This is a genomic window from Streptomyces sp. NPDC093109 (genome assembly GCF_040701725.1).
Taxonomy (GTDB): Bacteria; Actinomycetota; Actinomycetes; order Streptomycetales; family Streptomycetaceae; genus Streptomyces.
Window position 1 is genome coordinate 55,544 of record NZ_JBFBEZ010000008.1, and the last position, 14,027, is coordinate 69,570.

At 70.8% G+C, this 14,027-nt stretch carries 12 protein-coding genes; 8 read left to right on the forward strand and 4 right to left on the reverse strand.

Annotated elements, in window-relative coordinates; all coding sequences use genetic code 11:
* Positions 1-11 precede the first annotated feature (11 nt).
* Both AB0389_RS10670 and AB0389_RS10675 read left to right on the forward strand, forming a co-directional pair.
* Positions 12-410, forward strand: a complete 399-nt coding sequence (locus AB0389_RS10670; RefSeq protein ID WP_366394967.1) for a hypothetical protein — start codon at positions 12-14, stop codon at positions 408-410.
* 67 nt (positions 411-477) lie between these two features.
* A complete protein-coding gene (locus AB0389_RS10675; protein ID WP_366394968.1) occupies positions 478-729 on the forward strand; it encodes a hypothetical protein in 252 nt (83 codons plus the stop codon).
* Positions 730-735: 6 nt separating this feature from the next.
* Here AB0389_RS10675 and AB0389_RS10680 read toward each other — a convergent pair whose 3' ends face one another.
* On the reverse strand, positions 736-1,755 hold the full coding sequence (locus AB0389_RS10680) for a LacI family DNA-binding transcriptional regulator (RefSeq protein ID WP_366395099.1): 1,020 nt from the start codon (positions 1,753-1,755) through the stop codon (positions 736-738).
* 325 nt (positions 1,756-2,080) lie between these two features.
* Between AB0389_RS10680 and AB0389_RS10685 the strand changes: the two genes are divergently transcribed.
* The 5 genes from AB0389_RS10685 (at position 2,081) to AB0389_RS10705 (ending at position 9,706) form a co-directional block, all read left to right on the forward strand.
* The gene (locus AB0389_RS10685; protein ID WP_366394969.1) at positions 2,081-3,373 is read left to right on the forward strand and encodes a sugar ABC transporter substrate-binding protein; all 1,293 of its coding nucleotides are present in this window, start codon (positions 2,081-2,083) and stop codon (positions 3,371-3,373) included.
* Between the two features lie 18 nt (positions 3,374-3,391).
* Positions 3,392-4,402: a sugar ABC transporter permease gene (locus AB0389_RS10690; protein WP_366394970.1), complete on the forward strand. Its 1,011-nt coding sequence runs from the start codon at positions 3,392-3,394 to the stop codon at positions 4,400-4,402.
* Positions 4,399-5,259, forward strand: a complete 861-nt coding sequence (locus tag AB0389_RS10695) for a carbohydrate ABC transporter permease (protein WP_366394971.1) — start codon at positions 4,399-4,401, stop codon at positions 5,257-5,259. Before AB0389_RS10690 ends, AB0389_RS10695 begins: the two co-directional genes overlap by 4 nt.
* A 51-nt stretch (positions 5,260-5,310) precedes the next feature.
* The gene (locus AB0389_RS10700) at positions 5,311-6,615 is read left to right on the forward strand and encodes a glycosyl hydrolase (RefSeq protein WP_366394972.1); all 1,305 of its coding nucleotides are present in this window, start codon (positions 5,311-5,313) and stop codon (positions 6,613-6,615) included.
* Between the two features lie 70 nt (positions 6,616-6,685).
* On the forward strand, positions 6,686-9,706 hold the full coding sequence (locus AB0389_RS10705) for a glycoside hydrolase family 38 C-terminal domain-containing protein (RefSeq protein ID WP_366394973.1): 3,021 nt from the start codon (positions 6,686-6,688) through the stop codon (positions 9,704-9,706).
* Positions 9,707-9,768: 62 nt separating this feature from the next.
* Here AB0389_RS10705 and AB0389_RS10710 read toward each other — a convergent pair whose 3' ends face one another.
* Positions 9,769-10,659: an RNA polymerase sigma factor SigF gene (locus AB0389_RS10710; protein ID WP_366394974.1), complete on the reverse strand. Its 891-nt coding sequence runs from the start codon at positions 10,657-10,659 to the stop codon at positions 9,769-9,771.
* Positions 10,660-10,803: 144 nt separating this feature from the next.
* Between AB0389_RS10710 and AB0389_RS10715 the strand changes: the two genes are divergently transcribed.
* On the forward strand, positions 10,804-11,112 hold the full coding sequence (locus AB0389_RS10715; RefSeq protein WP_366394975.1) for a 4a-hydroxytetrahydrobiopterin dehydratase: 309 nt from the start codon (positions 10,804-10,806) through the stop codon (positions 11,110-11,112).
* Between the two features lie 77 nt (positions 11,113-11,189).
* Here the strand turns inward: AB0389_RS10715 and AB0389_RS10720 are convergent, their stop codons facing one another.
* Together AB0389_RS10720 and AB0389_RS10725 are read right to left on the reverse strand one after the other, a co-directional pair.
* Positions 11,190-12,020 carry an aldo/keto reductase gene (locus AB0389_RS10720; protein ID WP_366394976.1) on the reverse strand — a complete coding sequence of 277 codons (831 nt, stop codon included), beginning with the start codon at positions 12,018-12,020 and terminating at the stop codon, positions 11,190-11,192.
* Positions 12,021-12,127: 107 nt separating this feature from the next.
* Positions 12,128-13,951, reverse strand: a complete 1,824-nt coding sequence (locus AB0389_RS10725) for an AMP-dependent synthetase/ligase (RefSeq protein ID WP_366394977.1) — start codon at positions 13,949-13,951, stop codon at positions 12,128-12,130.
* Between the last annotated feature and the right edge of the window lie 76 nt (positions 13,952-14,027).

Genomic DNA, 14,027 nt, shown 5'->3' on the forward strand with positions numbered 1-14,027 from the left:
GAGGTCGTGCCATGCACCGCACCGCACCCGCTGTCCCGCGTACCGCCGCCGCCGCGGCGGCCCGGGCACGCGCCGTGCGCCGGGGTGCGCTGATCCTCCTGCTGGCGCTGGCCGCCCTGCTGGGCACGGGGCTCGAACCGGGCGCGGTGGCCAAGGGAAGCGTGGATCCGCCGCCCGTCCCGGGCTCCCGGGACCCCTCGGGCGACGGCACGGGCGAGGTGCAGCAGGACACCACCGAGCCCGAACACGTCACCCCAGCCACGGTGCAGCGGCCGGCCAGGGCCCGGCTGGAGCCGCCGGCCCCGCTCGGTTCGTACGACGAGCCGGCCGTCCCGTACACCGAGCGGTGCGGCCGGGCCGGAGCCCCGCGCGTACCGGGTTCCTCACGCCGCGTGGTGCTGCGCTGCTGACAGGTCCGTCAGGACCCGTTCAAGCAGCCGTGACAGCACCTTTCCCGCTCGAAGTGAGGACACCGTCATGCCCATTGACCTCTTCGCCGCGCTCAACGCCATGATCCGGGCCGAGGCCGCCCGCGCCGACGAGTCGGCGTCCCGGCTCCGTGCCGCCGGCCCGTCGGGGCCGGGGCCCGACCGTGACCCGGATCCCGAGCCGGTGGCCGCCGCGGCGACCGTGGCCGCGTCCGCGTCCGCGACGACCGCGACGGCCACCGCGCCCGAGCCCGCGGAACCGGTGCGCGGCAGGCGCCTCGGCCTGCGGTTCCGTAGGTAGTCGGTCTCAGTCCCGGGCCGCCGCCGTGCTCTGACGTTCGATCAGAGTCGGCAGCGGTACGTGGACGGTGCGGGCCGCGCCGCCGTCGAGCAGCGCGGCCAGCTCCCCGGCGGCGATCCGGCCGAACGCGACCGGGTCCCGGGAGAGCGCCGTCAGCCACGGGCGGACCAGCCCGCACAGCGCGGAGTCCTCCCACGAGACGATCGAGACGTCCTCCGGCACCCCGAACCCGAGCCCGGTCGTCACGGCGGCCCCCGCCGCGGCCATCACGTCGTTGTCGTAGATCAGCGCGGTCGGCGGACGGGGCTCCGCCAGTACCCGGCGGGTCACCTCGGCGCCCTGGGTGTCGGAGTAGTCGGTCGGCAGCGACCGCGCCTCGGCGAGTCCGTACCGCTCGGCCTCGATCCGCAGTGACCGGATGCGCCGCTCGGTGTGCGCGAGCGAGGGCAGTCCCGCGATATGGGCGATCCTGCGGTGGCCGAGACCGTGCAGCCGGCCGACGATCGCGGCCATCGCGCCCGCGTCGTCGGCCCGTACCTGGGAGAGCCCGGGGTGGGGTGCCGGGCCGTCGTCACCGGGCAGCGCGCCGATGACAACAGCGGGAAGTCCCAGCTCATCGAGGAGTCCGGGGCGTGGATCGGCCGTCCTGGGGTCCACCACGAGCACCCCGTCGACCCGGTGTTCCGCCCACCATCTGCGGTAGACCGCGCACTCGGCGTGCACATCTTCCACCACCTGGAAGAGCAGACCGAGTTGACGTTCTGACAGGATCTCCTGGATGCCGGAGATCAGTTGCAGAAAGAACGAGTCGACGCCGAGGGTCGCCGCGGGTCTGGCGAGCACCAGACCCACTGTGGCGGAGCCCTCGCCCGAGAGCGCGCGGGCCGCCGTGCTGGGCCGCCAGCCCAGCTGTTCGGCGACTCTGCGGACCCGGTCCCGGGTCACCTCGGAGACTCCGGGGCGGTCGTTGAGCGCGAAGGACACCGCGCTCTCCGATACCCCGGCCCGCTGGGCGATGTCCTTCATCGTCGGGCGGCGCGCGCCGGAACGTCCGGTCCTCGTCGGCCGGTCGGCTGTCATCCGGGTCCCTCTCGTACGTACCGGACGAGTCAAGTGGACTCCGGACTAAAGCGCTTGAGCTGCTCCATCCTAAAGCGCATTAGGTCGGCATTGCAAAAAAACAGAGAACAGGGCCTGACCTGTGGCTAAACCGAGCCCCCAGGATCCGGCCCGCCGAATCTGTTGACTTTCAACCCACCACATTGCAAGGTCTGCTGGGCATAAGCAGCCGGAGGCGCGCGCTCCGGCCCAACCGCCCGCACGCCTGATAGAGCACAAGGAGCCGTTCACCGTGCGTATCTCCCGAAGAGCAGTCGCCGCAGCCACTGTGCTGGCCACCGTCCTGCCGCTCAGCGCCTGCGGCGGCGGATCGGACAGTGACTCGTCCGACGCCTCCGGCGACATCAAGGGCAAGATCACCTTCCAGACCTGGAACCTCCAGGCCAACTTCAAGGACTACTTCAACGGAGTCATCAAGGACTTCGAGAAGGAGAACCCCGGCACCACGGTGAAGTGGGTGGACCGGCCCGCCGAGGGGTACTCGGAGTCCCTCAGCGCCGACGCGGCGGGCGGCACCCTGCCCGACGTCGTCAACATCGCCCCCGACCTGGTGGCGCCGCTCGCCAAGGCCGGGCTCGCGCTGGACCTCGACAAGGACAAGACGGCCGCCTCGTACCGCAAGGAGTACCTGGACGGCGCGTGGAAGAGCCACCAGATACCCGGTCTTGAGGGCACCTACGGCTTCCCGTGGTACCTGAACACCGGCCCGATGTTCTACAACAAGCGCCTCCTCAAGGACGCCGGTCTCGACCCCGAGAACCCCCCGAAGACCTACGACGAGCTCTTCGACCAGGGCCTGAAGATCGCCGAGCAGACCGGCGGCAAGGTCGCCACGCTCGGCCAGGTCCCCACCATCGAGGACTTCGGTCGCTACGGCGCCGAGCTGATGAACAAGGAAGGCGACGCCTTCACGTTCAACGACGCCAAGGGCGTCGCCATGCTCACCCGCTACAAGGAGCTGTTCGACAAGAAGGCGCTCGACCCGCAGGCGCTCACCGCGACCCCCGAGACCACGGGAACGAAGTTCCTCACCGAGGCCATCGCGATGAACCCGGGCAGCGCGCACGACCTGGAGACCTTCAAGAAGGACGCCCCGAACCTCTACAAGAACATCGGGATCACCGACCAGATCACCAGCACCGGCAAGGTGAACATGTACGTCATGGGCGTCATGGTCAACTCCAAGACCAAGCTGAAGCCCGCCGCGGTGGCCTTCGCCCACTACGTCACCGACCCGACGCGCCAGATGTCCTTCGCCAAGAAGGTCGCGATCTTCCCCAGCACCGCGGGCTCCCTCGACGACCCGTACTTCAACAAGGAGGACGGGACCGACGAGACCCGCGTCCGCATCGCCGCCGCCAAGTCCCTCAAGAAGGCGGTCAACTACACCCCCGTCCTGTTCAGCGAGCAGATGAAGACCGAGCTGCGCAACAACGTCGCCAAGGCGCTCCAGGGCAAGCAGTCCCCCCAGGCAGCGCTCGACCAGGCCGTTGAAGCCTGCAACAAGCTGCTCAAGCAGAGCTGAGAGCCGAGCCCCCGCACCATGACGAGTTCCACCGCCCCCAGGGCGTTCCCCCCGGATCCCGCGGTGGCGGGGCCCACGCGCCAGGGCTCAGGCCCTGGCGGCCGTGGGCCCCGCGGCGGGTCCCCCACCCCCACCGCCCGAACCGGGGAAGCCGGCCGTATCAGGCGCCAACTCCCCAGCAGCCCCTGGCTGTTCGTGGCCCCTGGGCTGCTGGTGGTCGGCACCTTCAGCCTCTATCCCTTCCTCACCACGCTCTACCACTCCTTCACCAGCAAGCAGGCGCTGCGCCCGGGCGAATACGTCGGCCTCGCGAACTACCGCGAGCTGCTCCACGACGACATGTTCTGGATCGGGCTGCGCAACAGCACGCTCTACATGGTGGGCGTGGTGCCCGCCCTGGTGCTGCTGCCGCTCCTGCTGGCCCTGCTCGTCGAGCGCCAGCTGCCCGGAATGACGTTCTTCCGGTCCGCGTTCTACACCCCCGTCGTCGCCTCGGTCGTCGTGGTCGGGCTGATCTGGGTGTGGATGCTCGACGACCGCGGCCTGATCAACTCCCTGCTGGAGACGGTGGGAATCGGCAAGATCGGCTTTCTCAGCGACCAGTGGCTCCTGCTGCTGAGCGCGATGGCCGTCACGGTCTGGAAGGGCCTCGGCTACTACATGGTCATCTATCTGGCCGCCCTCGCCAACGTACCGCGCGAACTGCACGAGGCGGCGGCCGTGGACGGCGCGGGCGCGATACGCCGCTTCGTCACCGTGACCGTCCCCGCGGTCCGTACGACGATGGTCCTCGTCGGGGCGCTCTCCTCGGTCTTCGCCTTCAAGGTGTTCTCCGAGGTCTATCTGATCGCAGGACCCACCGGCGGCCCCGCAGGGGAGGACACCACCCTGGTCATGCTCATCCAGCGGGTCGGCGGCGGACTGACCGGCCGGGTCGGCTACGCCTCGGCCATCTCGGTCGTGGTCTTCGCCGTCACCGTCGTCCTGATGCTGCTCGTGCTCCGGTTCGACCGCAAGGAGGACGCGTGAGCTTCCCCAGGATCACCGACGCCGACGGCCGGCGGGTGCCGCCCGCGCAGCTCTTCCTCCGCTACGGCCTGCTGCTCGTCGCGCTCGCCGTACTGGTCGGGCCGTTCCTCTGGCAGCTCTCCACCTCGCTGAAGGGCCCGCACGAGGACATCTACAGCTCCCCGCCGAGCTTCTTCCCGAGCGAGCCGACGCTGCACAACTACACCCGGGTCGCCGACACCATCCCGGTCTGGGAGTACGCGTTCAACTCGATCAAGGTGGCCTCGGCCAATGTGATCACCAACTGCGTCGGCGCGGCCCTGGCCGGCTACGCGCTCGCCCGGCTGCGCTACCGGGGAAAGCGGGCCGCCACCCTCGCGTTCATCCTCGCGATGCTGGTGCCGGTCGAGACGATCTTCATCGCGCAGTTCATCACCATGCGCCAACTCGGCCTGAACAACACCCTGGTCGGGGTACTGCTGCCCGCCTCCATCGGCGCGATGAACGTCATGCTGATGCGCAACGCGTTCCTGAACCTCCCCAACGAGGTGGAGGAGGCGGCGTTCGTCGACGGCGCCAATGTCTGGCAGCGGTTCCTGCGCATCTCCCTGCCCGCCGTCAAGGGAACCGTCGCGGTGGTCGCGATCTTCTCCTTCATGGGCGCCTGGGACGACTTCCTGTGGCCGCTGATCGTCCTCAGCGACCCGGAGAACTTCACACTGACCATCGGCCTGAACTATCTGCACGGCACGTTCTCCAACGACTCGCGGCTTGTCGCCGCCGGGACGATGATCGCCGTACTGCCGCTCATCGCGCTCTTCGCCTGCCTCCAGCGCTACTTCTTCCGGGGCGTCGGCGAGGGCGCCGTCAAGGGCTGACCTCCCGTTCCGTCACCGCACGCGAGAATGAATCAGGACACCGCTGACCGTATGAGCCCCTCCACGCCGCGCTTCGGCGTCAACTACACGCCCAGCCAGGGCTGGTTCCACCACTGGCTGGACTTCGACCTGGACGCCGTACGCGCCGATCTGGACTCCATCGCGGCGCTCGGCCTCGACCACATCCGCGTCTTCCCGCTCTGGCCGCTCTTCCAGCCCAACCGCACCCTGATCCGGCCGCGCGCCGTCGAGCAGCTCGTCCAGCTCGCGGACGCCGCCGCGGAACGCGGGCTCGACGTCAATGTCGACGGACTCCAGGGCCATCTCTCCAGCTTCGACTTCCTGCCGGCCTGGACACAGACCTGGCACCGGCGGAACCTGTTCACTGACAACGATGTCGTCTCCGGGCAGGCCGAGTACCTCCGTACGCTCGCCGCCGCGCTCGCGGACCGGCCGAACTTCCTCGGCATGACCATCGGCAACGAGATCAACCAGTTCTCGGGACCCCCGCACCCCGACCCCGACCCGATCACCCCCGCACAGGCCGGCAGCTGGCTCCGGCGGCTGCTGGACGCCTGCGAGGAGGGCGCGCCCGGCAAGCTCCATCTGCACGCCGAGTACGACGCCGCCTGGTACCAGGACGACCACCCCTTCACCCCCGCGCACTCGGCTCGGCTCGGCGCCGTGACCGCCGTGCACTCCTGGGTGTTCAACGGCACCGCCCAGCGCCACGGCCGTACCGGCACGGCCACCGAGCACCACGCCGCGTATCTGATCGAGCTGTCCAAGGCGTGGGCGCGCGATCCGCACCGCCCGGTCTGGCTCCAGGAGGTCGGCGCGCCCGCGCCGCTGATCCCCGCCGAGCACGCCGCAGAGTTCACCACCGCGACGGTCGCGAACGCGCTGGACTGCGCCGATGTCTGGGGCGTCACCTGGTGGTGCTCGCACGACGTGTCGCGCTCCCTCGCGGACTTTCCCGAGCTGGAGTACGGCCTCGGGCTCCTCACCAACGACCGCAAGGTCAAACCGGCCGGCGAGGCGCTCGCCAGGACCGTCGAGGAGTGGCGGGGCAGGACGTACGCGCCCGCGCCCCGCACCACCGCCCTCGCCGTCGACATCGGTGACGGCGACAGCGACAGCGAACGTGACGCTGCGGACGGAGGCGACGGCGGCGGTTACGGCACCGGGCCCGCCCGGTCCACCTGCGCGCCCGGCGGCGCGTTCTTCGAGGCGTTCGCCCGGCTCACCGAGGCCGGCGTCCGCCCCACCGCGGTTCTCGCGAGCCGGGCCGGGGACCGGGACCACCTGGCGGCCCGTGGTATCACCGAAGTCGTCCACCCGGACGAGGTCAGGTAGTCCGACACGACCGCGCGGCAGCGCACCAGACCGTACCCATACGTACCACCGCACCTCAGGAGCACCCCGCATGCACGATGACCGCAGCCTCATCGAGGGCCGCCTCAAGCGTGTTCTCGACGAGCGCGTCCGGCCCGCCGTCTACCCCGAATCCGTGCCGCTGGACATCGCCGTCTGGAACGCGCCCGGCGAACCCGTCCCCGTCGAGGAGGGCCTCGCGGGTCCCGTCGAGCCGGTCGCGGTCGGCGACCGGTGGGGGGCTCCCTGGGGCACCAGCTGGTTCCGGGTCTCCGGCACCGTCCCCGAGAAGTGGGCGGGCCGCACCGTCGAGGCGATCCTCGACCTCGGCTTCGACGAGAACATGCCCGGCTTCCAGTGCGAGGGCCTGGTCTACCGGCCCGACGGCACCCCGGTGAAGGGCCTCAACCCGCGCAACCAGTGGGTACGGATCGGCGCGCCCGTCGCCGGCGGCGAAGAGGTGCTGCTGCACATCGAGGCCGCGTCCAACCCCGTCATCCTCGACTACCACCCCTTCCTGCCCACCCAGCTCGGTGACAAGGAGACGGCCGGCAGCGAGCCGCAGTACACCCTGGCCCGGATGGACCTCGCGGTCTTCGACCGGACCGTCTGGGAGCTGATCCAGGACTTCGAGGTGCTCGGCGAGCTGATGGCCGAACTGCCCCTGGACGGCGCCCGCCGCTGGGAGATCCTGCGCGCCATCGGCCACGCGCTCGACGCGATCGACCTCCAGGACGTGAACGGCACCGCCGCCGTGGCCCGGGAGCGGCTCGCCGGGGTGCTCGCGACGCCCGCGCCCGCCACCGCCCACCGCCTCAGCGCCGTCGGACACGCCCACATCGACTCCGCCTGGCTCTGGCCGCTGCGCGAGACGGTCCGCAAGGTCGCCCGTACGACGGCGAACATGACGGCGCTGCTTGAGGACGAGCCCGAGTTCGTCTTCGCGATGTCGCAGGCGCAGCAGTTCGCGTGGATCAAGGAGCACCGCCCCGAGGTCTACGCCAAGGTCAAGAAGGCCGTCGCGGACGGCCGGTTCGTCCCGGCCGGCGGCATGTGGGTCGAGTCCGACACCAACATGCCCGGCTCCGAGGCGATGGCCCGCCAGTTCGTCCACGGCAAGCGCTTCTTCCTCGACGAGTTCGGCATCGAGAACGACGAGGCCTGGCTGCCCGACACCTTCGGCTTCGCCGCCGGACTGCCGCAGATCATCAAGGCCGCCGGCTCCAAGTGGCTGCTCACCCAGAAGATCTCCTGGTCCACGATCAACAAGTTCCCGCACCACACCTTCAACTGGGAAGGCATCGACGGCACCCGGATCTTCACCCACTTCCCGCCCGTCGACACCTACAACTGCTCCATGACCGGCGAGCAGATCGCGCACGCCGCCAAGAACTTCAAGGAGAAGGGCGTCGCCCGCCACTCGCTCGCCCCGACCGGCTGGGGCGACGGCGGCGGCGGTACGACCCGCGAGATGATCGCCAAGGCGGCCCGGCTGAAGAGCCTCGAAGGCTCCGCCACCGTCGAGTGGGAGGCGCCCGCGGAGTTCTTCGCCAAGGCCGAGGCGGAGTACGCCAACCCGCCGGTCTGGGTCGGTGAGCTGTATCTGGAGCTGCACCGCGCCACCCTCACCAGCCAGGCCAAGACCAAGCAGGGCAACCGGCGCAGCGAGCACCTGCTGCGCGAGGCCGAACTGTGGGCCGCCACCGCCGCCGTACGGGCCGGCGCGCCGTATCCGTACGAGGAGCTGGACCGGATCTGGAAGACGGTGCTGCTGCACCAGTTCCACGACATCCTGCCCGGCTCGTCGATCGCCTGGGTGCACCGCGAGGCGGCGAAGACCTACGAGCGCGTCGCCGCCGAGCTGAACACCGTCATCGGTGACGCGCAGCGCGCCCTGGCCGGCGACCCGGCCGGCGGCACCGACCTGCTCTTCAACTCCGCCCCGCACGCGCGCGGCGGAGTCGCGGCGGGCGCAGCCGGACCGGCCGCCACCGGCGCCGGGGTGGAGCTGTCGCCGCGCGAGGGCGGCGGGTACGTGCTCGGCAACGGCCTGCTGGAGATCGGCATCGACGGCCGCGGGCTGGTCGTCTCCGCGTACGACATCAGCGCCGAGCGCGAGACCGTCGCCCCCGGCGCCGCCGCCAACCTGCTCCAGATCCACCCCGACTTCCCCAACCAGTGGGACGCCTGGGACGTGGACGAGTTCTACCGCAACACCGTCACCGACCTCACGGACCTGGACGAACTCACCCCGGTGGAGGGCGGCGTCCGTATCGTCCGCACCTTCGGCTCGTCGAAGGTCACCCAGCTGCTGACGCTCGCTCCGGGCGCCAAGCGGCTCGACATCGACACCGAGGTCGACTGGCACGAGACCGAGAAGTTCCTCAAGGCGGCCTTCCCGCTGGACATCCACGCCGAGCGGTACGCCTCCGAGACCCAGTTCGGCCATGTCTTCCGCGCCACGCACACCAACACCAGCTGGGAGGCGGCCAAGTTCGAGGCGTGCAACCACCGATTCGTCCACCTGGAGGAGCCCGGCTGGGGCGTCGCCCTGGTCAACGACTCGACGTACGGCCACGATGTCACCCGGACCGTCCGCGCCTCGGACGCCGGCACGACCACCACCGTCCGGGTCTCGCTGCTGCGCGCCCCGCGCTTCCCCGACCCGGAGACCGACCAGGGCGTTCACCGCTTCCGGCACTCCCTGGTCCCGGGCGCGGGCATCGGTGACGCGGTCCGCGAGGGCTACCGCGTCAATCTGCCCGAGCGCCGGATCACCGGCACGGACGCCGAGGTGGCCCCGCTGGTGACCGTCGACAACGACGCGGTCGTCGTCAGCGCGGTGAAGCTCGCCGACGACGGCAGTGGCGATGTGGTCGTACGCCTCTACGAGTCGGCCGGCGGCCGGGCCAGGGCGCTGGTCGGCCTCGGCTTCGGAGCCACCGCGCTCGCCGTCACCGACCTGCTGGAGCGGCCCCTCACGGACACCGAGCCGCCCGCGCTGGACGGCGGAGCGGTCCGGCTGTCGCTGCGCCCGTTCGAGCTGATCACCCTGCGGCTGACCCGCGGCTGATCCTCGACCGGCTGCGAAACGGTACGGAGGCGGGCGCCCGGTCCACGGGCGCCCGCCTTCCGTCACTCCTCGACGAGCATCCCCGACCGCAGCCGGGTGAGGATGCGGCTCAGCAGCCGGGACACATGCATCTGCGAGACGCCCAGCTCCGCGCCGATCTGCGACTGGGTCATCTCCCGGCCGAAGCGCATCTCGACGATGCCGCGCTCGCGCGGGTCGAGCCGCTCCAGCAGCGGCGCCAGGGCGTGCAGGTTCTCCACCTTCTCCATGGCCGGGTCCGGCTCGCCCAGCACATCGGCGAAGGTGCGTCCGCCGCCGCTGCCGTGCTCGTCGCCCGCGGGCAGGTCCAGGGAGCCGGCCGTGTAGCCGTTGGTGGCCACCAGCCCCTCGACGACCTCCTCCTCCGGGATGTCCAGCAGCGCGGCCAGCTCCCGGACGGTCGGCTCCCGGTCCAGCGTGCCGGCCAGCTGGTCCCTGGCCTTGGCCAGCTCGACGCGGAGCTCCTGGAGCCGGCGCGGCACATGGACGGCCCAGCTGGTGTCCCGGAAGAAGCGCTTGATCTCGCCGACGATGTAGGGGACGGCGAAGGTGGTGAACTCGACCTCGCGGGAGAGGTCGAAGCGGTCGATGGCCTTGATCAGACCGATCGTGCCGACCTGGAGGATGTCCTCCATGTCGCCGGCGCCCCGGTTGCGGAAGCGGCCGGCGGCGTACCGTACGAGCGACTGGTTCATCTCGATCAGCGTGTTGCGGGCGTAACTGTGCTCGGGGGTGCCCTCTTCGAGGAGCTGGAGCCGGTCGAAGAAGAGCTTCGACAGCGCCCGCGCGTCCTTCGGCGCGATGGCTCCCGGGTCCTCGATCCGTGGCAGTCCGTCAGAGGGCACTGTGGATCCGCTGGTCAGGACGCCCGCCGCCTGCTCCGCCTCGGCAGCACGCACAGTTGTGGTCGTCATGACGTCACTCCTCCGTCGCGGTGGTCCGTTCGAGGGGGGCGCCTGCCCCGTTTCCCCGCGGCCATGCGTCCGTCGGCCGGATTCCTGTCCCGACGCCGTATCGTCGGCCGGGTCGCTGCCCGTATCCCGGAAGGAGTCACGGCCATGCCCCCCGCCGAACCGCTGTCGCAGAGCGAGACCGAGGACCGGCTGCGGTCCCTGCCCGGCTGGTCGGTGGCCGACGGGCGTCTCACCCGTTCGTACCGGCTGTCCTCGCATTTCGCGGCCACCGCGATGGTGGTCCATATCGCCAGTATCCAGGAGCAGTTGATCCATCACTCCGAGCTGACGCTGGGGTACAGCACGATCGTGCTGGCCGTCTCCACCCATGACGCGGGCGGCGCCCTCACCGCGCTGGACTTCACGCTGGCCGAGCGTGTCGAGGCGATCGCCCCGGCGCACGGCGCCCGCTGACACCGCACACCACAGCACGGCGCCGTCGGCCCTGCCGGGCGACGGCGCCGTGCTGTCCGCGCGTCATCGCGCCCGGATCAGTTGTTCAGCTCGGCCGGGTCGGGGCCGATGCGCCGGCCCTCGTCGAGCGCGGCGAACGCCGCCAGGTCGTCCGCGTCCAGCTCGAAGCCGAAGACGTCGATGTTCTCCTGGATCCGGGACGGGGTCACCGACTTGGGAATCACCACGTTCCCCAGCTGGAGATGCCAGCGCAGCACCACCTGGGCCGGCGTCCGCTCGTGCTTGCGCGCGATCGCCAGCACGGTCGGCACCTCCAGCAGGCCCTTGCCCTGGCCCAGCGGCGACCAGGCCTCCGTGAGGATGCCGTGCCGCTCGTGGAAGGCGCGCGACTCGGCCTGCTGGAGCTGCGGGTGCAGCTCGATCTGGTTGACGGCCGGGACCACGGAGGTCTCGTCCAGCAGCCGCTCCAGGTGCGCGGGAAGGAAGTTCGAGACACCGATGGACTTGGCGCGGCCGTCGGCGAGGATCTTCTCGAACGCCTTGTACGTGTCGACGTAGGTGTCGGCGGCCGGCTTCGGCCAGTGGATCAGATAGAGGTCGACGTACTCCAGGCCGAGCTTGGCCAGCGAGACGTCGAAGGCGCGCAGCGTCGAGTCGTACCCCTGCTCGCTGTTCCACAGCTTCGTCGTGACGAAGAGGTCCGCGCGGTCGACCCCGGAGGCGGCGAGGGCCTTGCCCGTGCCCTCCTCGTTGCCGTAGATGGCGGCGGTGTCGATGCTGCGGTACCCGGCCTCCAGCGCGGTGCCGACGGCCTGCGCCGCCTCGTCGTCGGGAACCTGCCAGACGCCGAAGCCGAGCTGGGGCATCTCGATGCCGTTGTTGAGAGTGAGGGTGGGGACCTTGCTCACGGGCGGTCGATCCTAACGTCGTCGGGTGGTTCTTCGATGGTCCAACGATCTCAGGGCCGGACGGATTCCCGCGCCCGTTTTCCACGGGTCGCCCGCGAACGCCGGTCTCAGCGGTAGAGCGCGTCGACCTCGGCGGCGTAGGCGGCCTCGATCGCCCGGCGCTTCAGCTTCAACGACGGTGTCAGCAGGCCGGCTTCCTCGCTGAACGGATGGGCCAGGATTCGGAACGTACGGATCGACTCGGCCTGCGAGACCGACGTGTTCGCGGTGATCACCGCCCGCCGGATCTCCGCCTCCAGCTCCGTGTCCCGTACCAGCTCCGCGGGGGTGAGGGGCCGTCTGCCCCGGACCGTGAGCCAGTGCTCGACGGCCTCGGGGTCGATGGTGACCAGCGCCGCGACGTACGGCCGGTTGTCGCCGACGACAAGACACTGCGCCACCAGCGGATGCGCCCGTACCCGCGCCTCCAGCGGGGCCGGCGGCACACTCTTGCCGCCCGACGTGACCAGGATCTCCTTCTTCCGGCCGGTGATGGTGAGATAGCCGTCGTCGTCGAGGGCGCCGAGGTCGCCGGTGGCCAGCCAGCCGTCGCGCAGGACGGCGCCGGTGGCCTTCGGGTCGCCCAGATAGCCGGCGAAGACATGCCCGCCGCGCAGACAGATCTCGCCGTCCGCCGCTATCCGTACGGCGGTGCCGGGGATCGGCTGCCCGACCGTGCCGTACCGGGTGCGTTCGGGCGGGTTGGCGGTGGCCGCCGCGCACGACTCGGTGAGCCCGTACCCCTCGTAGACGGTGATGCCCGCGCCCGCCAGGAACAGCCCGAGCCGCCGGTCCATCGCCGAGCCGCCGGACATCGCGTGCCGTACGCGCCCGCCCAGCGCGTCGCGCACCTTGCCGTACACGGCCTTCTCGAAGAACTGGTGCTGGACCCGCAGCGCGGCCGACGGCCCGGGACCGACGCCGAACGCCCGCTCCTCCAGCGCCTCCGCGTACCGCACCGCGACCTCCACCGCCCGGTCGAAGGCGGCGGCCCTGCCGTCCCGCTCCGCCCGGCGCCGGGCCGCGCGGGAGAGCTTCTCGAAGACGTACGGCACGGCCAGCACGAAGGTCGGCCGGAACGCGGCGAGTGCGGGCAGCAGCACCTCCGACCGCAGCTCGGGCTGGTGGCCAAGCTTCACCCGGCCGCGGATCGCCGCAATCTCGATCATCCGCCCGAAGACATGCGAGAGCGGCAGGAAGAGCAGGGTCGACGCCCGGTCGCCGGTGGCGGTGCCGAAGACCGGCTCCCAGCGCCCCAGCAGGGTGTCGGTCTCGAACATGAAATGGGCGTGGGTGAGCACACAGCCCCGCGGCCGTCCTGTGGTGCCGGAGGTGTAGATCACCGTGGCGACGGAGTCCGGGGTGACGGCCCTGCGGTGGCGGTGCACCACCTCCTCGGCCACCCGCGCGCCCGCCGCGACCAGGTCGTCCAGCGCGCCAGCGTCCAGTTGCCACAGCCGCTGGAGCCGCGGCAGCCGGCCGATCACCGAGCCGACGGTCATGGCGTGGTCCCCGTGCTCGACCAGACAGGCGGAGACCTCGGCGTCGTACAGGATCCAGTGGACCTGCTCGGCCGAGGACGTCGGATAGACCGGTACGGGCTGGGCGCCGACCGTCCAGAGCGCGAAGTCGAAGAGCGTCCACTCGTACCGGGTACGGGACATGATCGCGACCCGGTCGCCGAACCGCACGCCCTGTGCCAGCAGCCCCCGGGCCAGTGCGAGCACCTTGTCACGGAAGGCGGCCGACGTCACGTCCCGCCACTGGCCGGCCCCGTCCTCGCGGCCGAGCGCGACCCGCTCCGGATCGGCCAGGGCATGGTCGAAGACCGCGTCCGCGAGTCCGCCGACGTGAGGGGCGGCCGGCAGAGGAGGGACGGTGAACTCGCGCAAAACTCGCTCCTTGTGGCATTCCGCACCAGCGCCGGTGACGGTACCCGACCCGGCCATCCGGCGGGAGACCGCCCGC